Annotated in this window: 24 protein-coding genes; 20 read left to right on the top strand and 4 right to left on the bottom strand. The window is 37.4% G+C overall.

Features of this window, described 5'->3' with window-relative positions:
• Position 1: 1 nt before the first annotated feature.
• The 4 genes from CKK03_RS18115 (at position 2) to CKK03_RS18130 (ending at position 3957) form a co-directional block, all read left to right on the top strand.
• A complete protein-coding gene (locus CKK03_RS18115; RefSeq protein ID WP_099363931.1) occupies positions 2-445 on the top strand; it encodes an SRPBCC family protein in 444 nt (147 codons plus the stop codon).
• A gap of 504 nt (positions 446-949) precedes the next feature.
• A complete protein-coding gene (locus CKK03_RS18120; protein ID WP_099363932.1) occupies positions 950-1582 on the top strand; it encodes an FMN-dependent NADH-azoreductase in 633 nt (210 codons plus the stop codon).
• 270 nt (positions 1583-1852) lie between these two features.
• The gene (locus CKK03_RS18125; RefSeq protein WP_099363933.1) at positions 1853-2956 is read left to right on the top strand and encodes an NAD(P)-binding protein; all 1104 of its coding nucleotides are present in this window, start codon (positions 1853-1855) and stop codon (positions 2954-2956) included.
• Positions 2956-3957: a DUF3231 family protein gene (locus CKK03_RS18130; RefSeq protein WP_099363934.1), complete on the top strand. Its 1002-nt coding sequence runs from the start codon at positions 2956-2958 to the stop codon at positions 3955-3957. The genes CKK03_RS18125 and CKK03_RS18130 overlap by 1 nt, the downstream gene beginning before the upstream one ends.
• A gap of 177 nt (positions 3958-4134) precedes the next feature.
• Here CKK03_RS18130 and CKK03_RS18135 read toward each other — a convergent pair whose 3' ends face one another.
• Entirely contained in the window at positions 4135-5334 is a 1200-nt protein-coding gene (locus CKK03_RS18135; RefSeq protein ID WP_099363935.1) for an iron-containing alcohol dehydrogenase, read from the bottom strand.
• 189 nt (positions 5335-5523) lie between these two features.
• Here CKK03_RS18135 and CKK03_RS18140 point away from each other — a divergent pair, with 189 nt between their 5' ends.
• From CKK03_RS18140 to CKK03_RS18215, 16 genes are all read left to right on the top strand, one after another.
• Positions 5524-6741 (top strand): amidohydrolase, encoded by a 1218-nt coding sequence (locus tag CKK03_RS18140; RefSeq protein WP_099363936.1) that lies wholly within the window; start codon positions 5524-5526, stop codon positions 6739-6741.
• A 294-nt stretch (positions 6742-7035) separates the two neighbouring features.
• The gene (locus CKK03_RS18145; RefSeq protein ID WP_099363937.1) at positions 7036-7431 is read left to right on the top strand and encodes a DsrE/DsrF/DrsH-like family protein; all 396 of its coding nucleotides are present in this window, start codon (positions 7036-7038) and stop codon (positions 7429-7431) included.
• Positions 7432-7598: 167 nt separating this feature from the next.
• A complete protein-coding gene (locus tag CKK03_RS18150; RefSeq protein WP_099363938.1) occupies positions 7599-9293 on the top strand; it encodes an FAD-dependent oxidoreductase in 1695 nt (564 codons plus the stop codon).
• Positions 9294-9542: 249 nt separating this feature from the next.
• Entirely contained in the window at positions 9543-9770 is a 228-nt protein-coding gene (locus CKK03_RS18155; RefSeq protein WP_099363939.1) for a sulfurtransferase TusA family protein, read from the top strand.
• Between the two features lie 39 nt (positions 9771-9809).
• The gene (locus CKK03_RS18160; protein ID WP_099363940.1) at positions 9810-10169 is read left to right on the top strand and encodes a rhodanese-like domain-containing protein; all 360 of its coding nucleotides are present in this window, start codon (positions 9810-9812) and stop codon (positions 10167-10169) included.
• Positions 10170-10190: 21 nt separating this feature from the next.
• A complete protein-coding gene (locus CKK03_RS18165; RefSeq protein ID WP_099363941.1) occupies positions 10191-10487 on the top strand; it encodes a rhodanese-like domain-containing protein in 297 nt (98 codons plus the stop codon).
• A 92-nt stretch (positions 10488-10579) separates the two neighbouring features.
• Entirely contained in the window at positions 10580-11155 is a 576-nt protein-coding gene (locus CKK03_RS18170; protein ID WP_099363942.1) for a sulfurtransferase TusA family protein, read from the top strand.
• Positions 11156-11206: 51 nt separating this feature from the next.
• On the top strand, positions 11207-12334 hold the full coding sequence (locus CKK03_RS18175) for an MBL fold metallo-hydrolase (protein WP_099363943.1): 1128 nt from the start codon (positions 11207-11209) through the stop codon (positions 12332-12334).
• Between the two features lie 57 nt (positions 12335-12391).
• Positions 12392-13168 carry a sulfite exporter TauE/SafE family protein gene (locus tag CKK03_RS18180; RefSeq protein ID WP_099363944.1) on the top strand — a complete coding sequence of 259 codons (777 nt, stop codon included), beginning with the start codon at positions 12392-12394 and terminating at the stop codon, positions 13166-13168.
• Between the two features lie 129 nt (positions 13169-13297).
• Positions 13298-13528 (top strand): rhodanese-like domain-containing protein, encoded by a 231-nt coding sequence (locus CKK03_RS18185; protein WP_245864195.1) that lies wholly within the window; start codon positions 13298-13300, stop codon positions 13526-13528.
• 76 nt (positions 13529-13604) lie between these two features.
• Positions 13605-13865: a metal-sensitive transcriptional regulator gene (locus CKK03_RS18190; RefSeq protein ID WP_099363945.1), complete on the top strand. Its 261-nt coding sequence runs from the start codon at positions 13605-13607 to the stop codon at positions 13863-13865.
• Between the two features lie 147 nt (positions 13866-14012).
• Entirely contained in the window at positions 14013-14633 is a 621-nt protein-coding gene (locus CKK03_RS18195; protein WP_099363946.1) for a YdhK family protein, read from the top strand.
• Positions 14634-15310: 677 nt separating this feature from the next.
• Positions 15311-15619, top strand: coding sequence for a hypothetical protein (locus tag CKK03_RS18200; RefSeq protein WP_099363947.1), 309 nt, complete (start codon positions 15311-15313; stop codon positions 15617-15619).
• A gap of 442 nt (positions 15620-16061) precedes the next feature.
• Entirely contained in the window at positions 16062-17258 is a 1197-nt protein-coding gene (locus CKK03_RS18205) for a hypothetical protein (protein WP_099363948.1), read from the top strand.
• A 39-nt stretch (positions 17259-17297) separates the two neighbouring features.
• The gene (locus tag CKK03_RS18210; protein ID WP_425432880.1) at positions 17298-18488 is read left to right on the top strand and encodes a M20 metallopeptidase family protein; all 1191 of its coding nucleotides are present in this window, start codon (positions 17298-17300) and stop codon (positions 18486-18488) included.
• A gap of 363 nt (positions 18489-18851) precedes the next feature.
• The gene (locus CKK03_RS18215) at positions 18852-20381 is read left to right on the top strand and encodes a Na+/H+ antiporter NhaC family protein (protein ID WP_099363950.1); all 1530 of its coding nucleotides are present in this window, start codon (positions 18852-18854) and stop codon (positions 20379-20381) included.
• 80 nt (positions 20382-20461) lie between these two features.
• On the opposite strand, the gene CKK03_RS18220 is transcribed toward CKK03_RS18215, so the two are convergent.
• From CKK03_RS18220 to CKK03_RS18230, 3 genes are all read right to left on the bottom strand, one after another.
• Positions 20462-20821: a Lin0512 family protein gene (locus tag CKK03_RS18220; protein WP_099363951.1), complete on the bottom strand. Its 360-nt coding sequence runs from the start codon at positions 20819-20821 to the stop codon at positions 20462-20464.
• Positions 20822-20983: 162 nt separating this feature from the next.
• The gene (gene cuyB, locus CKK03_RS18225) at positions 20984-21661 is read right to left on the bottom strand and encodes a cysteate racemase (RefSeq protein WP_099363952.1); all 678 of its coding nucleotides are present in this window, start codon (positions 21659-21661) and stop codon (positions 20984-20986) included.
• Between the two features lie 80 nt (positions 21662-21741).
• Positions 21742-22962, bottom strand: coding sequence for a dicarboxylate/amino acid:cation symporter (locus CKK03_RS18230; RefSeq protein WP_099363953.1), 1221 nt, complete (start codon positions 22960-22962; stop codon positions 21742-21744).
• Positions 22963-23215: the final 253 nt, after the last annotated feature.

The raw sequence follows: 23215 nt of genomic DNA on the forward strand, positions 1-23215 counted from the left end.
GATGGTAAATGTAGTAACAGAAATTACAATAAATTGTCCAATTTCAAAGGTATCAGAATATGCTACAAATCCCGATCATGCACCTGAATGGTATGTAAATATAAATTCAGTAGAGTGGAAGACGCCAAAGCCATTAAGACTAGGCTCCCAAATTGCTTTTAAGGCAAGTTTTCTTGGACGGGAGCTAGCGTATGTGTATGAAATTGTTGAATTTATTCCCCAGAAGAAATTTGCAATGAAAACAGCAAATGGTCCATTTCCAATGGAGACAATTTATACATTTCAAGCAATCGACGAAAATCATACTCGAATGATATTACAGAATAAAGGTAACCCAAAAGGGTTCAATAAATTCATGTCCCTTTTCATGCCAGTTATGATGAGGAGAGCAAACATTAAGGATTTGAAAAAAATCAAAGCTAATCTTGAGCGACAATCCCTATGAAAAGACTAAGAAATTCATATTAACGTTGTAACCCCAGATTATAACTTCTCGTCAAACCATTCCATAGCTAAAAGAGCCCTGAATTTGTTCATTCGGGGCTTTTTTCTGTCCAATCTCCTGGGTGATTACACAAAAATTTGACCTGCGTCAAAGAAAGCGAAAAACGAGCACCTTAAAATAAATGTATCGATAGAGAGGGAAGTAACTCATCGATAAAATTTTAATAAAAATTGTGAAGTGTTTTCAACAAGAATCCTGCAAAGCAAATAAAAGTATCTGCTTAATTTTTTAATAGAGCTAAATTCTACAGCTTTTTCAAAAAAATATTATATTTATATAATTTACTGCTAATAATAAAATTTCATACCAAAGAACTAGCATTCATTATAGGTCAAAGGTTCCAATATTTGTGAATTACGTGTATTGAGTTGACTTAAGTCGTATTTCAATATACCATTAATTCGAGATAATCAACTTTAAGATAATAAAGGAGACTTTCATATAATGAATATATTAGTAGTAAAAGCAAATAACCGTCCAGCTTCAGAAGCTGTTTCAAGTAAAATGTATGAGACTTTCATGAATAACATTGAAGGTCTAAATGTAACAACTTATGATGTTTTTGCAGAAGACATGCCTTACCTTGGTCAAGATTTATTCAATGCTTTTGGTAAATTAGAATCTGGCGAAGAAATGACAGACGTAGAGCAACGTATTTTAGCTGCAAAACAAAAAGCAATGGATGCTTTAACTGCAGCAGACGTAGTGGTATTCGTATTCCCTCTATGGAACTTAACAATCCCAGCTAAATTACAAACATTCATTGACTATGTGTACCAAGCAGGTTACTCATTCAAATATGATGAAAATGGTCAATTAGTTCCATTATTGACTGACAAGAAAGCTGTAGTTCTAAGTGCTCGTGGTGGTATTTACTCAACACCTGAAAGTGCGCCACTTGAAATGGCTGCTACTTACATTAAAAACGTTGTTGGTGGCGTATTCGGCATGGAAATCAAGGATGAAGTCATTATTGAAGGTCATGCAGCAGCACCAGATCAAGCTGAAAAGATTGTAGCTGAAGGCTTAGAAAATGTAGAAGCTGTTGCAAAAAAATTATCAGCAGTATTGGTTTAATCCGGTAACTAGTACCTGGCCCTGACAAAAACATCTGGCCAAGCATCTTTTTAAACACAGTTAATTTAAAATGAATTTAAATAGCCGCAGATTCCAATTAGGGTTTCTGCGGCTTTTAGTGTCTGCAGCAAGGATAGCGATTGATTGTAACATTGATATGATTTGGTTTTTATTTAGTAATATCCAGTTATTTGGAAAAAATGGATACATCTATTATTTACTTACAGGGAATGCTCGTACTGTAGCCATTTTAGGAGGAAGTTTATTAAAATGGAAATCGCTATTATGGGCGCTGGACTTTCGGGGTTGGCATGTGCAATAACCCTTGAAAGGAACGGAATTACCCCAACGATTGTTGAGAAAAGGGACAAAGTAGGCGATCGATTTGTTAACGGGGAGGTCTTGATGGATATTTTCACCCGACCTGTTCAGGATTGTATCGCTTCATTGTCGAATGATTATGGGATCTATCTTAAACCTTTATCAAGCATTCAGAAAATGGTGCTTTTCTCAAAAAGTGAAAAAGCAGTAATTGAGGGGCATCTTGGCTTCATAAATGTTCGCGGCAGAGAAGTAGATTCTTTTGAGTCACAATTAGTACAACAAATTAACTCACCTATCCATTACAACTCTGAAAAAACATATGAACAATTACAACAGGAATATACTCATGTCGTTTTGGCAACGGGTGATGGAGCTTACGCAAAAAAGGTAAAAAATTTTCGAGAAGATTTATCGGTATCAATAAAGGGTGCTACAGTTGAAGGGTCTTTTGATCGGTATACAGTAATGGAATGGATTAATTACGACTTTTCACCATACGGGTATTGCTTTCTAATTCCATATTCAGAAACAGAAGCGAATATTTCGTTAGCTATACCGGATTTCCCTGAAAACGCAAATGTAAATATCGATAACCTTTGGGATAACTTTTACCGAAGGGTACAGTCTCAGCTAAAGCAAGAATTACCGATCACGGATGAGTTTCAAATTACCAAATATTTAATGGGAATCTGTATGTCCCCTCGAATAGGGAATACATTTTACGTTGGGAATAATTTTGGCACAATGATGCCTTTTATGGGTTTTGGTCAGTATGCCTCTATTATAAGTGGCGTTAATGCTGCCTATGATTTATGTGGAAACGGAAACTATGAAGAATTAATGGAGCCCCTTCGCCAAAGCTATGAAGATGGCCTCGTGTTAAGGCGTGCAATGGAGCAATTGTCCAATGAAGGAATAGATCGAATCGTTCGATTGTTACAGGGAAATTGGGGAGAAAAGATATTGTTGTCAAAAACCATTAACCCGCTTAAAGTTGCAAGCCATTTCCTACGACCCTATATTAAAATGAAAAAAGGAGTGACCTCCTAATGAGCGACCCCTTAATGGATAACCCGAAATCAATACCCCTTACAGCTGCTGAACTCGGCTATCTATGGACTGGGTATTCAATTAATGAAATGTCAAAGTGGTACTTAACCATTTTCAGGGAACATTCAAAAGACATGGACATGAAGGCTTTATTTAGTCTTGCGCTTAAAGATACCTCTCAAATGCTTAATGAGAGAAGAGTATTCATTAGTAGAGAGGGCTATCCAATCCCAGTAGGTTTCTCTACAACAGATATTAATGAAAACTCGCCGCCCCTATTTTCTGATCGGTTCATGGTCTATTACCTGCATAAAGCGACTCGTCTTGGTCTAGAATTTCATTCAAGGTCGTTAGCGTTATCTACCAGAGACGATATACGTAAATACCAGAAGGATTGTTTACAATCTTGTGCTCAATTAAATGATAGGCTTGTCGATCTCCTCTTAACAAAGGGAATATATTGGAGAACACCATCATTACCTGCACCGACATTACCAGAAGATATTCAAAAAAACAGTTATCTAAATGGATGGGTAGGTGATATAAGACCACTGAATAGTATGGAAATAGCCAACTTTTATTCAATAATGGAGCTCCTTGTTATGATGGAAACTCTTTTTACCGGATTTGCTCAAACTTCTGAATCAGAGGAAGTCGTTAAACTTCTTCAAAAGGGAGTCACTGTTGTAAAGAAACAACTGGATGCACTGATTGAAATTTTAAAGAAAAATGAATTACCAGTACCACCTAGCTATGTATCTGAAATAACCGATTCCAAAAAGAGACTATTCTCTGATCGAATTATGATTTGTCATATGGCTGGATTATTTGGGGCTCTTATATCCCAATATGGTTTTTCACTTGGCTCTGTTATGAAGCACGATTTACTTACTGCATATTCAACACAGATTGGTAAAGCTGGCATTTTCTCAGAAAAGGTTACCAAATTCTTAATTGAAAAAGAGTGGTTGGAAAAAGTACCTGGAGCCATCACACACTAGGATTTTGCCTTATCCGCTATGTCGTAACTATTCGACAATAAAGAAATACATAAAAAATGAACCTAATTTGAAAATCGTAAGATAGGTGGCCTGCTCCCTAGTGTATGATAGGAGTACTGCACCGAGGAACAGGCCAGAGAGACTTCCATTAGATTTAGTGTCAAATCCTAATACTCACTATTCTTTAATCAATTGGTAAAGCTCAGTCATTTCTTTTTCTGAAAGTATGATCGGCACTGGGTAAAGAGGGTTTGCTTCTTTTAAAGCCCGCACAACCATCAGCGGGATATCACCTTCTACAATTCGACTTACCTTTTTAGGTATCTTCATATCTTCACTAAGCTTTTTTATGGCTTCAATAAATTTTTTTGCCTTCTTTTCTTCGGAATCACTTAATTCGCTAAGGCCGATCAAATCGGCCAGTTCTGCTAAAGGTTTATGTACCGAATCTCCGTAATACTCTAATACATAAGGTAAAACAATGGCGTTTGCAAGGCCATGAGGCACGGCATAAAAGCCTCCAAGAGTGTGTGCAATAGCATGGACATTGCCTACATAAGCACGGGTAAAAGCAATTCCTGCTAAGTAAGCGGCTGTTTGCATATTTTTTCGCGCTGTAATATTTGATCCATTCGAATAGGCTTCATAAAGGTTTTCAAAAATCAGTTTTACAGCTTTTCTGCTGCATTCGATCGTTTCATTCGTATTACTTTTGCCAATATAGGCTTCTACCGCATGTGTTAGTGCATCAATTCCTGTAGCCGCCGTAATATGTGGCGGAAGTTTAACAGTAAGTAAAGGGTCCAGGACCGCATAATGGGGGATGAGAGATGTATCCATAATCGCATATTTTTCATGTGTCTTGCTATTAGAGACCACTGCAGCTAGAGTTGCTTCACTACCAGTACCAGCTGTGGTCGGTATGGCAAACAGTGGTGGTAGCTTTTTCATGACTTTAAATATCCCCTTCATTTGAGGAATACTTTTACCTGGTTTAGCCACCCGCGCTCCCACTCCTTTTGCACAGTCCATTGGCGAACCTCCTCCAAAAGCAACAATCCCTTGGCAGTGATTCTCATGGTATAGTTGAAGAGCTTCCTCGATGTTATCAATTGTTGGATTTGGGACTGTTTTGTCATAAATAAAGAAGCCCACGCCTTCCTCGCGTAACCCCTGAAGAAATGAATCCATCAATCCTATCGAGGTAATTCCTGCATCAGTAACGATTAAAACGCTTTTGATTCCAAGACTTTTGATCAAATGGGGTAGCTTCATTAAACTATTTTCACCCTCTAGTAATTCAGGTTTTCGCCACGGAAGAATGAATGAAGCAAATTTCATAGAACGTTGAAACGTACGGCAGTACAGTTTATACATCTCAAGACCTCACTTTTTACTAAAATAGGAAATAAGCACTCTACTAACTATATAACTCCACATAGGATAATTATGTCAAGAGTGGGTCACGGGGACAGGTCCCTTTCCCATTGAACCTATCTCTCTGTCCAAGGATTTAGTAATATGAATACATACATATCTTAGTTTTTGAGAGGAGATCATTAAATAATGAGTTACTGGTTAAAAAACGTACGATTAGAAACGGGTTATAAAAAAGAAAGTGGAATCGTAACGGGCACAGAAACGGAGATAAAGCATCTAGTTATTGAAGATGGGAAAATTAGTAGGATTGTAGACTCAAATGAGCCTATACCGGGTGATGGAAAAGTTAAGGATGGAATGGGGTTGCTACTGCTTCCTTCATTCGTCGAAAAGCATGTTCACTTGGATAAAACGTATATGGGTGAAAAATGGAAGGCATGTACCCCTGCTGCAGGTGTAACAGAGCGATGTGAAATTGAAAAGAATATTTTAGCTTCGATGCCTTCCAGTACAAAGTCTCGAGCTCAAAGATTGTTAGATGTCTTATTATCTGCAGGCGCTACGCATGTGAGAACGCATGTTGATATCTACCCAGAGGTACAGCTCCAAAATCTAGTGGGTGTTAATCAGGCACTTGAAACATATGCCAATAAAGTAAGTTCAGAGGTTGTAGCGTTCGCACAGCACGGGTTGCTTAAGAATGGAACCGTACAATTAATGAGGGAAGCGGTAAGAAGCGGTGCAGGAATAGTAGGCTCTGTAGACCCAGCGACAGTGGATAATAATATTGAGGAATCATTGGTACAGTTATTCGATATAGCTGTTGAAGGAAATGTTGATATTGATTTACATCTACATGATCCTGGGCATTTGGGTACCTTCACCATGAAACGCCTAGCGTATTTAACAAAGCAAGCCGGTTGGGAAGGAAGAGTTGCGGTGAGTCATGCCTTTGGATTAGGTGATGTCTCAAAAGAAGAAGCGCGTGAAATGGCATATATTTTAAAAGACGCGGGTATTTCAATCATTACGAGTCTTCCGATTGGTAGAGGAGTCCCTGTCGATCTTCTTGCTGAATGTGGGGTTGATGTGGCTGTTGGAAACGATAATATCTTTGATTCATGGTGGCCAACAGGGAATGGGGATATTCTTGAGAGAGCAGGACGGTTACTTGAAAAATACCGCTGGACGAATGAGGTTGCGCTCTCCCAGGCTTTACGTTTTATCACGGGCGGAACTACACCATTAGATCGAGAGGGAAATCAAATTTGGCCAAAACCAGGAGTAGAAGCGAATATGATTTTAGTTGATTCAAGCTGTTCGGCAGAAACGATTGCTAGACGCTCCGAAAGAAAAGCAGTTTTCTATAAAGGAAATATCGTTGCAGGTGGCTTAACAAGTTGATTGTTGTACGCCATCAAAAATAAGGGCCAGGCTCCAGTGCTAAAATCACTGGGGCACTGGCTCTTTGTTTCGGGAGTTTGTTCCTCAAAAAAATCTTTAGAAGGATGGGTTGACTTTTTACCCTGCGGGGTATATTATTGCACATGTAGTGATTTTTAATTACGACTATTTTTTTAATCATTTGTATACCTAATGGGGTATTTAATGAGGCGTTTTTAAAAAGTATATACTTCGTTCTACTGGGTGAACCGAGTGGAGCGAATATAATAAAAAATGTTATTGGAGGAATATAATATGTCAAATAAAGTAGCAATTATTGCAGCAAACGGTGGAATGTTTGACGCTTATAAGGTATTTAATATCGCAACAGCAGCGGCGGCTTCGGATAAAGAGGTTGCAATTTTTTTCACTTTTGAAGGTTTAAATCTAATCCATAAACAAGGAATGCATGCTTTAGAAATGCCAGTTGGGAAAGAACATTTTGCTGAAGGTTTCTCTAAAGCAAATGTACCAAGTATTCCAGCATTAGTTGAAATGGCACAAGAATTAGGTGTGAAGTTCATTGCTTGCCAAATGACAATGGATGTTATGGGACTAACTAAAGAAGATTTCGTTGATGGTATTGAGGTTGGAGGAGCCGTAACGTTCCTAGAATACGCAAAAGATGCGTCACCAACATTAACTTTCTAATGATTTACTACTTGTAGTGAGGAATTCCTCACTGCAAAAAAAACGTATTAATATACCCATAGGGGGTAAATGAGGGTTGAGGATGTATTCTTCATTCTTCAACTAAATAATCACAGGATTTTCAGGTAAGATATAGGTAGTAAATTAAACACGGAGGGATCATATCTATGTCAAAAAGAGTATTAGTTGTTGGTGGAGTCGCTGGTGGTGCCTCTGTTGCTGCGAGAGTTAGAAGATTAGATGAAAGTGCAGAGGTTATCATGTTTGAAAAGGGTCCTCACGTATCTTTTTCGAACTGTTCGCTACCTTATCACTTAAGCGGTATTGTCGAAGATAGTGAAAAACTAGTTTTAATGTCTCCTGATATATTTAAAAATCGTTACAATATTGAGGCTAGGGTTCATCAAGAGGTTATCCAAATAAACCGTGATAAGAAAACGATCACGGTAAAAGATATAATGAAGGATACAACCTATGAAGAAAAGTATGATAAATTAGTCCTTTCTCCTGGGGCGAAACCAATTCGTCCAAACATCGAAGGGATTAACAATTCGAATGTTTTTACGGTCCGTAATGTGGTGGATATCGAGAGAATTAATCAATATATTAAGCAAAACGGAATTAAAGATATTGCAGTTATTGGCGGTGGCTTTATCGGAGTAGAGGTTGCTGAAAACCTAAAATTAGCCGACTATAATGTCACTTTAGTTGAGTTTGCTAATCAAGTTATGGCACCTTTTGATTACGATATGGCACAAATCCTTCATAAAGAAATGGCAGATCACGGTGTAAACCTTGTTCTAGATGATGGATTAGCCCAAATAGGTGATGGATTCATCACAACCAATTCAGGTAAAAAAATTGAGGCACAGGCAGTTGTATTAGCAATTGGTGTAAGACCTGAAACTAGTCTGGCAACAGAAGCGGGTCTTGAGATTGGTGAAACGGGTGCAATTAAGGTTGATCACAATTATGTAACAAGTGATAAAGATATTTATGCTGTTGGTGATGCGATAGAAGTGTACCATCGTTTATTGCGCAAGCCAACACGTTTAGCATTAGCTGGCCCGGCTCAGAAGCAAGCAAGAGCGGCCGCTGACCATATGTACGGAATTCCAAGTAAGAATATAGGGGTAATTGGGTCATCATCGATCCATCTTTTTGATTTAAATGCTGCTTCTACTGGAATAAATGCGAAAGTAGCTGAACAAGCAGGAATTCAGTATGACTATGTTTATCTCATGCCAGGGGATAAAGTAGGACTAATGCCAAATAGTAACCCAATGCACTTTAAATTAATTTTTGAATACCCAACAGGTCGAATTCTGGGTGCACAAGCAATCGGAAAAGGAAATGTAGATAAACGAATCGACGTCATTGCAACTATGATAACGATGAACGGAACACTGGAAGATCTGAAGGATCTTGAACTGACCTATTCTCCAATGCTTGGCACGGCTAAGGATGTCGTAAATCACGCAGCTTTAGTTGGTTTAAATCTACTTCAAGGAAGATATAAAGAAGTAAAAGTTTCGCAAGTGCGAGAATTAGTTGAAATCAATGCGTTTATTGTGGATGCTCGAGAAAAAGGTGAATATAGAGCTGGCCATTTTAATAATGCAGTCAACATCCCATTAAGTGAATTCAGGAACAGGTTAGATGAAATTCCAAAAGATCAACCAGTCTATATTCACTGTCGTTCAGGTCAAAGAAGTTATAATATGGTAATGGCCTTACAGCATTTAGAATATGAGAATGTATACAATATTTCGGGATCCTATTTAGGTGTTAATCTTTATGAATACTTTAATGATATAGTTACAGGTCGAGATAAAATAGTAACTGAGTATAATTTTAAATAATCTCCACTCTAAAATTGAATGGTAGGGATTTAGGATATTCTAAACCCTATCTTTCTATTAAAAAAGTGGTTGCGCATAAATAAATAAATGTCTAATAAGGTGTTGACAATATACCTTATGGGGTATATTATAAGTCTTGTGATCATTGTTATTTGATACGAAAAATTGGGTTGACGCCCATTTTTATTTTCGATAACATTATACCCGTGGGGGTAACGGTAAAAAACAAAATACTTGGAGGTATGTAATATGAATATTGATCAAGTTTTAGATGCCAAAGGTTTAGCATGTCCAATGCCAATCGTGAAAACAAAGAAAGCAATTGACGGATTAGAGTCAGGTCAAGTCCTAGAAGTACTTGCAACTGACAAAGGAGCAAAAAATGATCTATCTGCTTGGGCTTCATCTACTGGACACGAAATACTTGATTCAAAAGAAGAAGATGGAGTATTAAAGTTTTATATTAAAAAAGGGTAACATAAATAAAATTTCCTAACAAAGCGGGAGGCTGAAAAAATGGATTATATCAATTACATTCTAATTGCCCTAATTGCTATTTTTATCGTACAACGTTTGATACCAACTAAAGGTGTTCGAAATATAACCACAACTGAATTAAAGAATGAACTTAAAAACAAAGATAAACAATTTATTGATGTTCGTACTCCTGGAGAGTACAAAGGATTCCATATTAACGGATTTAAAAATATGCCTCTTCATCAGCTTGGTCAAAAAGCAACTGAACTTTCAAAGGAAAAAGAGGTTGTTGTCATTTGCCAAAGTGGCATGAGAAGTCAAAAAGCGAGTAAACAACTTAAGAAAATGGGCTTTAAGAATATTACAAATGTTAAAGGCGGAGTAAGCGCCTGGAGATAATCTATTTTTTGAGGAATAACCATGAAACAGTTAACTGCAAAAGAAGTTGAAGAAATTTTAACAGAAGGAAAAACATTAAATATTATTGATGTACGTGAAGTGGACGAAGTGAAAGAAGGTAAAATTCCTGGAGCAGTGAATATCCCATTAGGTTTAATTGAATTCCGTATGCATGAACTAGATAAGTCAAAGGAGTATGTAATGGTTTGTCGTTCAGGTGGTAGAAGTGGAAGAGCATCTCAATTCCTTGAGGGCCAAGGGTTCAAGGTGATCAACATGGAAGGCGGCATGCTCGCTTGGGAAGGTAAAGTAGAATAATCTTTTTGATGTAATAATACCTTCGTGGGTAAAGGTGATAGATATCATGACATATAGTCTACTTGACGAATAATCGGGAGGAAGGAATAAAGATGGAATCATTAAAAACAAACTCTGTGTTAGATGCAAAAGGTTTAGCATGCCCAATGCCAATCGTGAAAACGAAAAAAGCAATAAATAATCTAGAGGGCGGTCAGATTCTAGAGGTCCAAGCAACTGATAAGGGTTCAAAAGCAGATCTTAAAGCGTGGGCTGAGAGTACGGGACATCAATACCTTGGTACGCTTGAAGAGGGCGAAGTACTTAGACATTATATACGTAAAGCTAGCGGGGATGAAGTTGTAGAAAAGAAACATCCTGATGTGGTTTCAAACGAAGATCTTGAGGCTACTATTGCTTCAGGAAAGGAAATTCTTGTTCTTGACGTTCGTGAAGCTGCTGAATTTGCATTTAATCATATTCCGGAAGCAATCTCTATACCATTAGGAGAATTAGAAGATAGATTCGATGAATTAAATAAAGAGAAAGAGATTTATGTGATTTGCCGTACAGGTAGCCGAAGTGACTTAGCATCACAAAAGTTAACTGAAAATGGATTTATGAACGTAAAAAATGTCGTTCCTGGAATGAGCAATTGGATAGGTAACACAACAAGTATTACAAAATAAAAAATATAAATTTTTTTAAACAAAAATATACCATGGGGGGTAATTTAAAAAATGACTGTGAACGTAATGACTGCAAAAGATGTTACGAAAAAAGTGTTCGATAAAGAAACATTGTTTATCTTAGACGTTCGTAATGAAAGTGATTTTAACGATTGGAAAATTGAAGGTGAAAACTTCGACTATTTAAACATTCCTTACTTTGAATTACTAGACGGGGTTGAGGAAATCCTTGAAAAGCTGCCGAAAAATAAGGAAGTTTTAGTGGTTTGTGCAAAAGAAGGTTCATCTGTCATGGTAGCCGATATGCTTTCTGAAGCTGGACTTACAGTTTCATACCTAAAAGGTGGTATGAAGGCGTGGAGTGAACATTTAGAGCCAGTTAAAGTAGGCGATTTAAAAGATGGTGGAGAAATCTATCAATTCGTTCGTATCGGAAAAGGTTGTCTTTCATACATGGTTGTATCAAACGGTGAAGCAGCGATTATCGATGCAACTCGTATGACTGATATTTTCCTTGATTTTGCAGATAACAAAGGTGCAAAAATCACACATGTATTTGATACTCACTTACATGCTGACCATATTTCTGGAGGAAGAAAAATCGCTCAAAGCACAAATGCTACTTACTGGTTACCACCTAAAGATGCTACAGAAGTAACGTTTGAATACGCAGCTCTAGAAGGTGGTCAAGAAGTGACAATTGGTAATACGACAATCAATATTCATGCCTTGTATTCTCCAGGTCACACAATTGGTTCTACTTCTTTCGTTGTGGATGAAAAATTCTTACTTTCTGGTGATATTCTATTCATCGATTCAATCGGTCGACCAGACCTTGCTGGTTTAGCACAAGATTGGGTAGGAGATCTAAGAGAAACGCTTTATAACCGTTACAGAGAATTATCTGATGAACTAGTGGTTTTACCTGCTCACTTCATGATTATTGACGAATTAAATGAAGATGGAAGTGTATCTGAAAAACTTGGAACACTATTTGCGAAAAACCATGGTCTAAATATTACGGACGAAGCAGAGTTTAGAAGAATCGTAACAGAAAATCTACCACCACAACCAAATGCATATCAAGAAATTCGTGAAACAAACATGGGGAAAGTTTCTCCTGATGAAGAAAAACAACGTGAAATGGAAATCGGACCAAACCGTTGTGCGGTACGTTAATGAATATTACGAGGGAACCATTAGTGGGTTCCCTTTTATATAGAGAGGGGTAATACGATGGATTTTGCATTTATTATTACAATCTTTTTAATTGGCTTTATTGGTTCATATATCTCTGGAATGTTAGGAATCGGCGGATCTATCATTAAATATCCAATGCTATTATATATTCCACCTTTATTTGGATTAGCAGCTTTCAGTGCCCATGAGGTATCAGGTATCAGTGCTGTTCAAGTGTTTTTTGCGACCATCGGTGGTGTCTGGGCTTATCGTAAGGGCGGTTATTTAAATAAAACACTTATTCTCTATATGGGGATTAGTATTTTGGTCGGTAGTTTTGTTGGGGGATTTGGGTCTAAATTTATGTCAGAAGGTGATATAAACGTTGTCTATGGTGTGTTAGCGTTAATTGCTTCGATCATGATGTTTATTCCGAAAAAGAATGTGGACGATGTTCCGTTTGATCAAGTGACGTTTAATAAGTGGCTAGCTGCTGCGCTTGCCTTTATCGTAGGGTTAGGTGCTGGAATAGTTGGAGCAGCCGGCGCATTTTTACTGGTGCCGATTATGCTCGTTGTCTTAAAAATTCCAACCAGAATGACAATCGCCTCTTCACTTGCGATTACATTTATTTCATCAATTGGTTCTACTGTAGGTAAAATCACGACAGGACAAATAGAATATGTCCCAGCAGTAATTATGATTGTGGCAAGTTTAATTGCATCACCGCTTGGTGCAATCACAGGGAAGAAGATGAACACAAAGGCGTTACAAATTATCCTGGCCATCTTAATCGTTGTAACTGCAGTGAAGATTTGGATGGATATTTTATAGATAGTGATTCCAACCTTTTAGGAAGGAGGTTTGTATGCATTTGATTTTATTTAGTCTTTTGCTACTATTTATAGTATGGGGAACTATACAAAAGATACTTTCCTATAATCGGGAATACACTGTGAAGATATGTTAAAAGTTGACTTAACGAATATTGAGGTTATAGATGTAAGAGACTATAATATTTCATACAAAGATGTAATCGAGAATTCTATTAATATTCCTGTCGCCTATTTGGCAAGGTATTGTTATGAAATACCTGATAAAAAGGTTCATGTCGTGGTATCAACAAGACTTGAGAAAAATGTTGCCATACGAATTTTAAGACGTAAAGGATTTCGAGTAAGTGGATATCAATAATCGATTCTCGTAAATTTTGCTGTAAATATGCGGTCACATAACGTTACATTAAACCTGGAAGAGAGGGGGTCTTTTCATGGAATATGATGAAAAGGTAAAAAATCGAATTAAACGTATCGAAGGACAATTACGCGGCATTTTACGTATGATGGAAGAAGAAAAAGATTGTAAGGATGTAATAACTCAATTGTCTGCATCTAGGACTGCAATCGATCGTACAATTGGTGTCATTGTAAGTTCAAACCTCGTTTCATGTGTACGTAATGCAGATGAAAAGGGGGAAAATACAGAGGAATTAGTTAAAGAAGCAGTGGAACTGCTTGTTAGAAGTAGATAAAAGACCTGGATGGGTCTTTTTTTTTACTAAAATAAAAGGAATTTTGGTATAAAAATACTAAATTAGTCCTATGATGTTTGCATAAAATCTGCACATTTTATTGATAATTTAATATGGACGTTAAATAAGTTTGAAAGGATGGTAATGATGAAAAATAAAAAAAGATTGTTAGGATTAGCTGCATTATTGTTGGTTTTCCTTTTAGCATCATGTGCAGGTAATGAAGCAACCTCACCAAATGAAAACACAGATACAGAATCTGACACTCATGAAAATATGGATATGGGCAACGAAGAATCTGATTCTAATGGAGAAATGGATCATTCAGACATGAATCACTCAGGCTCTGGTGAAGTTCCAGAAGGTTTGGCGGAGGCAGAAAATCCTACCTATCCAGTTGGTAGTAAAGTGATCATGCATGCAGATCATATGCCAGGGATGAATGGTGCAGAAGCAACAGTTTCAGGCGCCTTTAATACAACAGTCTATTCGGTTACATATACTCCAACAAATGGTGGAGAACCAGTAAAAAATCATAAATGGGTGGTTCATGAAGAAATTGAAAATGCAGGTGAAAAACCGTATAAACCAGGTGATGAAGTTGTATTAACTGCGGATCATATGGAAGGTATGAAAGGTGCTAAGGCAACAATTGATACCGCTAAACAAACAACTGTTTATATGGTGGATTTCACAGATACAAAAACAGGAGAAAAGGTAAAAAATCATAAGTGGTTAATAGAAGATGAGCTTTCACCTGTTGAATAATGAACTTTAAAATTAAGTTCATATTTAAGAGATTGGCGATGAACCAATCTCTTTTTTGTAGAGAAATAGGGGGCTTTAGCATAATAGATTTAGTCTATTTCTCTAATTGCTGATGAAGTCCCGAACGGGTGGAGCCTAAGCTCGTAAAGTCCTTCATCAGGTGAATGAAGACCCGAACGGGGTCAGCCCAAGGTTGTAAAGTCCTTCATCAGGCGGATGAAGTCACGAATGAGAGGAGCCCAATTCGGTAAAGTCCTTCATCGAGTGTATGAAGTCCCGAACGAGTGGAGCCCGAGGCCGTAAAGTCCTTCATAAGGCGGATGAAGTCCCGGACGAGGAGAGCCCGAGGTCGTAAAGTCCTTCATCTAGGTGATGAAGTCCCGGACGAGGAGAGCCCGAGGTCGTAGAGTCCTTCATCGGTTGGATGAAGTCCCGAAGGAGCGGAGCCCGAACCCGTAAAGTCCTTCATCAGATATTATAAACAGGACATGTGAAAATCCACAGATACTGCAAATTTTTTACTTATACTTTTCAGCTATTAAAAAGATAAGGTGCATTTGAAAATAGGCACTCTCGATGTTGGGTAAAGGTAGTATCATTAACTAATCTACAGTAATATAATAAATTTAATATAGCTTTATAAGGTGCGTTTTAGTATGTAAAGCGGGGTGATTAATGTGTGTGTATCAAATAACTTTGTTGAGTTACAAGCTAATGAATTTTGTGAAAAGATACAGGAGCATTCACTATATAAATTTATAGGTGTTAAACGCTCGGAAATTAATTATAACCAGAAAGATGGAAACGAATCAGGTTTTATAAATACGGTAATTCTACAGGACAATGATGGCACCGTTTATTATGTAGAACCTAATTCCAATGGGGTTAAGTTTGCAAAACAGGAAATAACTTATAAAGAATATATAAGATTACAGAGGAAAGATACGATAAATGCATTTTCTGGTTTCTTATTGATTGGAGGATAATTTAGCGCAATAATGATCGCCTTCGTAAGTTACTTTAGTTAAGTGCCTTAATAATTGTTTTTGTTAATTTTGCTTTTAATATACAATTAAGGGACTGTCCGAGTCATTGAAAAATGAATGTAAGGACAGTCCTTTTGCCATTTCAATCTTTTTGCTCTGCACAATTAATTATATTTCATAAAAGATAACAGGGTTGTTCCGAAAGTCAGTGCCATGACTTTTAGAACAGCCCTTTTTATTTATCTAAGATGTATGGATAGGATTTGTAAAATATATATTAAAATAGCAAATATGTCCAATAATTACAAAATATAAAAGACTTATAAGTTATCAATCGCTTGATATTGCAACTATTTTCGAAAAAATCTTTCATTTCATTCGTTAAGATGTTATTATATTTAAAAAATATTAACAATTAACACAAAAAGGGGTTGAACTTATAATGTCTCAAATGCTAGCTTTCGTTCTTTTACTTATCATACTGTTTATCGGAGACTTTATTTCTATAAAAACAAAAGCATGGATACCATCCGTGTTTGTGTGTGCGGTCCTATTTTTAATAGGGTATTGGACGTTTTTTCCGCAAGACATTGTCGCATTAGCAGGTATACCATCTGTAGTAGCAACGATGTTGATGTATCTATTGATTGTCAACATGGGAACATTATTATCACTTAAAGAATTAATAGCACAGTGGAAAACTATTTTAATAGCTTTATCTGGTATTCTAGGAATTATCGCGATTCTTTTTGGAATTGGAACACTTATTTTTGGAGTGCAAACAGTCATTGTAGCCATTCCACCATTAGTTGGAGGTCTAGTTTCGGCATTAATCATGTCAGAAGGGGCTGCAAATGCAGGACTTACGAGTTTATCTGTTTTTGCGATTGTAATCTATGTGATGCAAGGTTTTGCAGGATACCCGATAACATCAATTGTATTAAAAAAGGAAGGTAAGAAACTATTACAGCAATATCGCAATGGTCAGCTTTCAAAAGTAGAAGAAGTAAAAGCAGAAGTTGCGGCAACTTCTGAAACTGCTCCAAAGGTTAAGTGGATTGATAAAATTCCAGAAAAATATAATACAGAGTATTTCAAGTTTTTGAGATTAGCAGTTGTGGGTTACCTTGCTTATTTAGCTTCAACTTTATTAGCACCGATCGTGAATGTTAATGCGCTTGTGCTTTGCTTACTCTTCGGGGTTATCGGAAAGAGTGTTGGTTTCCTTGAAACACATTCATTACAAAAGGCAAATGGATTTGGTTTAGCGATTATGGGGTTAATGCTTTTCATTTTTGATGGATTAAAGCATGCAACACCTAGCATGATGTTTGAGATTTTAACACCGCTTATCGGATGTATTGTATTAGGGGTGATCGGGATGTATATCTTTTCATTCATTGCAGGTAAGTTGCTAAAGGTCAGCAAACACATGGCATTTGCTGTATCACTAACAGCCCTATACGGATTCCCAGCTGATTATATTATTACAAATGAAGTTATTAACTCATTAACAAAGGATGAAAAAGAAAGAGAAGTATTAACAAGTCATATGTTACCGCCAATGCTGGTCGGTGGATTTATCACAGTTACGATCGTTTCTGTAATTCTAGCCGGAACTTTTGTATCTTTATTATAAAGTTTAACAAGCTTTTTTAACGCACAACAAATGATATAAATGGAGTTGAACATCTTGGTAAATGATCAAATAAAACAGGCAATTGCGGACTATAGTGAAGAATTGACAGCTATCCGTCGAAAATTGCATAGTGAGCCTGAATTGTCTTGGGAAGAGTACAATACTTCAGCATTCGTTGCGCAATATCTCGATGAGTTAGGAATCGAGAATCATAAAACAAATCCTACAGGTGTGATCGGAGAAATAAAGGGCGGCAAGCCGGGAAAAAATGTAGCATTGAGAGCGGATATGGACGCTTTATCCGTTGAAGAATTAAATTCGGATTTGCCATATGCCTCTAAAACGAAAGGCAAAATGCATGCATGTGGCCATGATTCTCACACTGCAATGCTTCTCATTGCTGCGAAAGCATTGAATGACATCAAAGAGGAACTGCATGGTAATGTCCGCTTGATTTTCCAACCGGCTGAAGAAGTGGCAACAGGAGCTTTAGAAATGGTGAAACAAGGAGCGGTTGAGGGAGTGGATAATGTATTTGGAATGCATATTTGGTCACAAATGCCAACTAATAAAGTGTCCTGCAACCCTGGGCCTTCGTTCGCATCAGCAGATATTTTTACTGTGAAATTCAAGGGAAGAGGGGGACATGGGGCAATTCCGCAGGATTGCATCGATGCCGCAATTGTTGCCTCATCCTTTGTGATGAATGTTCAATCTGTTGTTTCAAGAACGATCGACCCTCAAAAACCAGCTGTATTAACGGTTGGAAAAATGACAGTGGGAACGCGCTTTAATGTGATTGCTGAAAATGCGGTTATTGAAGGAACCGTTCGCTGTTTTGATCCTGAAATCCGTGATCATATTGAAAAGCAGCTTCGTGTATATGCAGAACAGGTTGCGTCAATTTACGGGGCAAGCGCTGAAGTAGACTATATTCGTGGCACGCAGGCGGTTATTAACGGTGAGGAAAGTGCAAAGCTTGTACAACAAGTAGCCACTGAGGCATTTGGTGAAGAAGCCCTTTATGATGAAAAACCAACAATGGGCGGGGAAGACTTCAGTTTCTACCTTGATGAAGTACCAGGTTGCTTTGCTTTAGTTGGATCAGGAAATCCAGAAAAAGACACTCAATGGGCACACCACCACGGCAAATTCAACATCGACGAAGATGCTATGGTCACCGGGGCAGAACTATACGCCCAATACGCGTGGGCATACCTAAACAAATAATAGGAGGGAACTCCCTGTTGGATCAATTTTATTGAATCCATGCTGGTTATACATCACGCTAATATCAAGAAAACGAAGAGGTGATCTCTTCGTTTTTTTCTTGAGTAAAATTTGATTGCGAAAATAATAACCTTTTAAATAAGTTGATGTGATTGACCTGATTTGACCGTATTAGAAGGGTCACATCAACTTTTTTTTTTATAAGTATAATAGCAAAATGTATATTTATAAATATTATATTTAAATAGTTTATTGCATTTCATAGAAGTGTTCTTTATAATCAAGTACTAGGATAAAATCTAAAAATTTATCCTTTTATATTTATGCAATACAATAGTTTATTTATTAGAAGGGGATATGTTTATGGAACACTTGGGCTGGATATCAATACTCCCACCTATTATTGCAATCATTCTTGCGGTTATAACTAGAAATGTAGTAGTGTCTCTGTTCTTTGGTGCTTTTATCGGAGTGCTCATTCTTGTCGGAGGAAATCCTCTTGTGGCAACAACAGAGACAATAGGGAATTACTTTTTCCCACTTGCAGCAGATGGCTACAATGCAGCTATTATCGTATTATTATTTTTTATTGGCGGATTTGTAGGACTTATGGAAAAGTCCGGCGGTGGAGCTGCACTTGCAGCAAATACGATTAAATTTATTAATACTAAGGCTAAAGCGCAGATTTCTGCTTGGTTCGGAGGAATTATCATTTTCTTCTCTGATCTGGGTACACCGCTAATTGTTGGCCCTGTATTTGAAAAAATCTTTGATAAGGCGAAAATTTCAAGAGAAAAGCTCGCTTGGATTATTGATTCAACCTCCTCACCTGTTGCAGTATTAATTCCTTTTATCGGATGGGGCGTATACATTATGGGTCTTATTCAAAAGGAATATGAAGCTTTAAATATTACTACATCTGAATTTTCTACCCTGGTTCAGGTAATTCCTTTTCAGTTTTATGCGATATTAGCTGTTGTAATGGTCCCTCTAGTCGCTCTTACTAAATTAGATTTTGGGCCAATGGCAAAAGCTGAGTACAGAGTTCAAACTACTGGTGAACTATACTGGCCAACATCTAAGCCATTAAGAAGAGTAGAGAATAGTGAAGAAGGAACAGAACACCGACATGCAATATTGGTTTGGTTGCCTCTTTTAGTATTATTTGTTACTCTTTTTGGTTTATTGATTTCGTATGGCTTCCCATTTGAGCCAGTACCAGGAAATGATTTTAGAGTTGCCTTAAGTACAGCATATTTGTTTGCCGCAATTACGATTATCATTTTAATGCTTGTATATAAATTGAAGAAATTTAGTGATATTTTTACTATCTATACAACTGGGATGCAAAAGATGGTTTATGTTGCCGTTACACTAATCCTGGCTTGGTCTCTTGGAAAAGTCATGAAGGAAATGGGTACTGCAAACTTTATTGTGGAAGCAATGAATGGAAATGTGCCTGCATTCATTATCCCAGCCCTATTATTCTTAGTCGGTGTGTTAATGTCTTTAGCTTCAGGATCTTCATGGGGAACTTATGCTATTATGCTACCAATCGCTATTCCTATGGCCGTTACATTAGATGCGCATTTATTAGTTTGTATCGGGGCTGTTCTTTCGGGTGGAATAATGGGGGACCATAGCTCACCAATTTCTGATACGACCATTCTTTCGTCTACAGGAGCGGGTGCTGACCATATTGACCACGTGAAAACACAATTACCATATGCACTCCTTAATGCATCGATTGCCTTTATCGGGTATATTGTTGCCGGTATTACAGGTAGTGTTTTAACTTTACTATTAATCTTGGCCTTACTCATTATTACTATTTTTCTATTATCTAAGAATCACAAAAGGAAGTACGGTGTAAGTGAAGAAGTTGGAATATAAGTGAGAGTGGGTCGCGGGGACAGGTCCCTTGTCCCACTTTTTGGGGGAGGTTGGGACAGTGAACCTGTCCCTCTGTCCCATTAGTACCCAACTTCGACTGAAGCCACTACTATGTACATTAAATCGTTTTGATCGCCTTTTTCCTCAATGACGATGCCGCTTGTTGTTAGCATTCCACCGTCCATAACTTCCACTGACACTTTTCCAAACGGTATACTCTCTTTAACCGCCTCGATATCCAGTGCCTCTTTATCACAAGGGACCGCTAACTTCACGTTTACGACCATATTGTCTAAACTATTGCCCGGTAGAACAGACCGAATTCCAGGCATTGAATTGAAATGAATCGCATTTTTCACAGCTCGAACGGCTGCCTTCGTAATGTTCTGGCCATGAACATCAATTCCCATTCCAGTTTCAATAAACATTAATTGCTCCATCAAATACACACCTCTTTATTATGTTTGGGAAAAGGCCCCAGTGTCCTACCAACTTTTGAAGGTGGGACACGGGACCTGTCCCTTTGTCCCATTATCTTACTAAAAAAGTTATGAGACAAGTAGTGCGAAGGGTGGTTTTGTTGTACATTTCATGTTATTGGTCTATATACTGATTTCTACGATTTTATTTGCTAAGATTTGTGTTGGATCTATTAGCTTAATACCGTCTATTTCAGTTAACACGAGCGGGATTTCGGTACATGCTGCGATAATTGCCTCCGCACCTTGTTCGATTACTGTTTTCGACGCATGTAGGAATAACTTTTTACCTTTGTTTAGATCGCCACTTTTTACAGAATAAATTCCTTCCATAATGCTCTCTTGTGTAACTGGGTCTGGTTCCACAACAGCAAATCCACCTTCACGAAGGGACTCTTGGTATAGATTAGATGAGAGTGTCCCATCGGTCGCTAATAATGCAATGGTTTTAAAGCCTGCTTTGTCAATGAATCTTACAGTTTCTTTAGGCATGTTCATAATCGGGATGTTGACTGAATTTTGGATGTCATCCAAATAATAGTGGGCAGTATTGCAGGCTATTGCAATGAAATCTGCACCTGCTGCTTCTAATCTTTTTGCGGATTCGATCATAAAAGATAAGGGGTTCGCACCCTTACCCATTATAGCTTCGGTACGATCCGGTATTTGTGGGTAATTATCAACAATCATATGAATGTGATCTTGGTCTCTTTGGGCAGGCGTTAATCGAATAATTTTATTCATCAAATCAACAGTGGCAAGCGGCCCCATTCCGCCCATTATACCTAGTGTTTTTGTCATGTGATCCCCGCCTTATAAAAATCGGTCGTTGAAGATTTACTCATTCAAATCTCCAACAACCGTATTCTAACTTTATGGCACTATACGCTTACTTGATTTGATATTTTCAAGTCTCGCTTTTCCTCAATCGCATTTACTACAACAGCAGCGGAAGCATCCCCTGTGACATTTACAGAAGTACGAATCATATCTAAGATTCTATCAATACCGGCAATCAGAGCAATACCTTCTACTGGAAGTCCAACTGAAGTAACGACCATCGTAAGCATGATCAAACCAGCCCCTGGTACACCTGCTGTACCGATTGAAGCAAGAGTAGCAGTTAGGACAATGGTTAACTGTTGAGCAAAAGAAAGATCATATCCAAAAAACTGTGCGATGAATAAAACGCATACCCCTTGATATAACGCAGTTCCATCCATATTAATGGTGGCCCCCAACGGAAGAACGAAGCTACTTACTTTTCTAGAAACACCAAGGTATTCTTCACTGTTTTTAATCGTTATTGGCAGAGTTCCAGAACTACTTGTTGTGCTGAATGCTACTAAGCTAGCAGGTGCAATTCCTTTAAAAAATTTAAGTGGATTCATGTTAGCGAAAAGTTTAACAGATGTTGAATAAGTGATGACAGCGTGAAGTATACATCCGAGATAAACGACTACTATTACTTTTAAAAGCGGAAGAAGTACTGAAACTCCATATTCTCCAACGGTTGGTGCAATTAAACCGAAGACCCCGATTGGAGCTAATTTCATGACAATACCAGTAATTTTATACATAATTTCAGCAAGTTCATTAAAGAAGTTGTAAACCGTCTTTGCTTTATCCCCTAAAATTGTAATTGCAAGACCAAGGAAGATGGCAAAGAAGATGATTTGTAACATATCCCCGTTTACTAATGAAGCAATAGGATTTGTAGGGATAATATTTAACAAGGTATCAATTACTCCAGGAGCCTCGGATACTTCGACTTTATCCGCAGATGCATTAATACTAAGGCCCTTACCTGGTGAGAAGATGTTTGCAAGAATTAATCCGATGGTGACAGCGAAAGCTGTGGTTAATATATAATAAAAGAATGTGATTCCACCCATACGACCAATTTTTTTGATGTCTCCAGTACCAGCAACACCCACTACAAGAGAAGCTAGAACTAAAGGAACGATAATAAATTTGATCATACGTAAGAATAAATCACCGAGAGGTCTAACAACCTCAATACTCGGTCCAACGATAGCACCAACAATAATAGCAATTACAAAAGCAATTAAAATTTGTGAAAGCAACCCAATTTTTCTCATAAGACCCTCCTTTGTGGGACAAGTATCCTCGCCCCTAAAATCATAAATTTTTAAGATTCAGAAAAACATAGATAAAAAAAGATACTAAATCCCTTATATTCCTCCTTTCTTCATGGTACCGCTTTCATTTTTCGTAAAAAGATATATAAACTTATACACTTCTTACTCTTTTTATATAAAAATTTATATGAATAGTCAATACAAATTTTTGATATTATCTAAAATAAGCGTTAAAACTGATTTTTATATATAA

The organism is Fredinandcohnia onubensis (assembly GCF_002734215.1).
In the GTDB taxonomy this organism is placed as follows: domain Bacteria; phylum Bacillota; class Bacilli; order Bacillales; family Bacillaceae_L; genus Ferdinandcohnia; species Ferdinandcohnia onubensis.

Bases quoted from the DNA above. Each gene is read 5' to 3' on its own strand.
- CKK03_RS18125 (WP_099363933.1), top strand. From the start codon at position 1,853: ATGGAAATCGCTATTATGGGCGCTGGACTTTCGGGGTTGGCATGTGCA.
- CKK03_RS18210 (WP_425432880.1), top strand. From the start codon at position 17,298: ATGGAGTTGAACATCTTGGTAAATGATCAAATAAAACAGGCAATTGCG.
- CKK03_RS18190 (WP_099363945.1), top strand. From the start codon at position 13,605: ATGGAATATGATGAAAAGGTAAAAAATCGAATTAAACGTATCGAAGGA.
- CKK03_RS18140 (WP_099363936.1), top strand. From the start codon at position 5,524: ATGAGTTACTGGTTAAAAAACGTACGATTAGAAACGGGTTATAAAAAA.
- CKK03_RS18215 (WP_099363950.1), top strand. From the start codon at position 18,852: ATGGAACACTTGGGCTGGATATCAATACTCCCACCTATTATTGCAATC.
- CKK03_RS18205 (WP_099363948.1), top strand. From the start codon at position 16,062: ATGTCTCAAATGCTAGCTTTCGTTCTTTTACTTATCATACTGTTTATC.
- CKK03_RS18220 (WP_099363951.1), bottom strand. From the start codon at position 20,821: ATGGAGCAATTAATGTTTATTGAAACTGGAATGGGAATTGATGTTCAT.
- CKK03_RS18165 (WP_099363941.1), top strand. From the start codon at position 10,191: ATGAAACAGTTAACTGCAAAAGAAGTTGAAGAAATTTTAACAGAAGGA.
- CKK03_RS18135 (WP_099363935.1), bottom strand. From the start codon at position 5,334: ATGTATAAACTGTACTGCCGTACGTTTCAACGTTCTATGAAATTTGCT.
- CKK03_RS18175 (WP_099363943.1), top strand. From the start codon at position 11,207: ATGACTGTGAACGTAATGACTGCAAAAGATGTTACGAAAAAAGTGTTC.
- CKK03_RS18195 (WP_099363946.1), top strand. From the start codon at position 14,013: ATGAAAAATAAAAAAAGATTGTTAGGATTAGCTGCATTATTGTTGGTT.
- CKK03_RS18155 (WP_099363939.1), top strand. From the start codon at position 9,543: ATGAATATTGATCAAGTTTTAGATGCCAAAGGTTTAGCATGTCCAATG.
- CKK03_RS18170 (WP_099363942.1), top strand. From the start codon at position 10,580: ATGGAATCATTAAAAACAAACTCTGTGTTAGATGCAAAAGGTTTAGCA.
- CKK03_RS18130 (WP_099363934.1), top strand. From the start codon at position 2,956: ATGAGCGACCCCTTAATGGATAACCCGAAATCAATACCCCTTACAGCT.
- cuyB (WP_099363952.1), bottom strand. From the start codon at position 21,661: ATGACAAAAACACTAGGTATAATGGGCGGAATGGGGCCGCTTGCCACT.
- CKK03_RS18230 (WP_099363953.1), bottom strand. From the start codon at position 22,962: ATGAGAAAAATTGGGTTGCTTTCACAAATTTTAATTGCTTTTGTAATT.
- CKK03_RS18180 (WP_099363944.1), top strand. From the start codon at position 12,392: ATGGATTTTGCATTTATTATTACAATCTTTTTAATTGGCTTTATTGGT.
- CKK03_RS18150 (WP_099363938.1), top strand. From the start codon at position 7,599: ATGTCAAAAAGAGTATTAGTTGTTGGTGGAGTCGCTGGTGGTGCCTCT.
- CKK03_RS18160 (WP_099363940.1), top strand. From the start codon at position 9,810: ATGGATTATATCAATTACATTCTAATTGCCCTAATTGCTATTTTTATC.
- CKK03_RS18120 (WP_099363932.1), top strand. From the start codon at position 950: ATGAATATATTAGTAGTAAAAGCAAATAACCGTCCAGCTTCAGAAGCT.
- CKK03_RS18185 (WP_245864195.1), top strand. From the start codon at position 13,298: ATGTTAAAAGTTGACTTAACGAATATTGAGGTTATAGATGTAAGAGAC.
- CKK03_RS18115 (WP_099363931.1), top strand. From the start codon at position 2: ATGGTAAATGTAGTAACAGAAATTACAATAAATTGTCCAATTTCAAAG.
- CKK03_RS18145 (WP_099363937.1), top strand. From the start codon at position 7,036: ATGTCAAATAAAGTAGCAATTATTGCAGCAAACGGTGGAATGTTTGAC.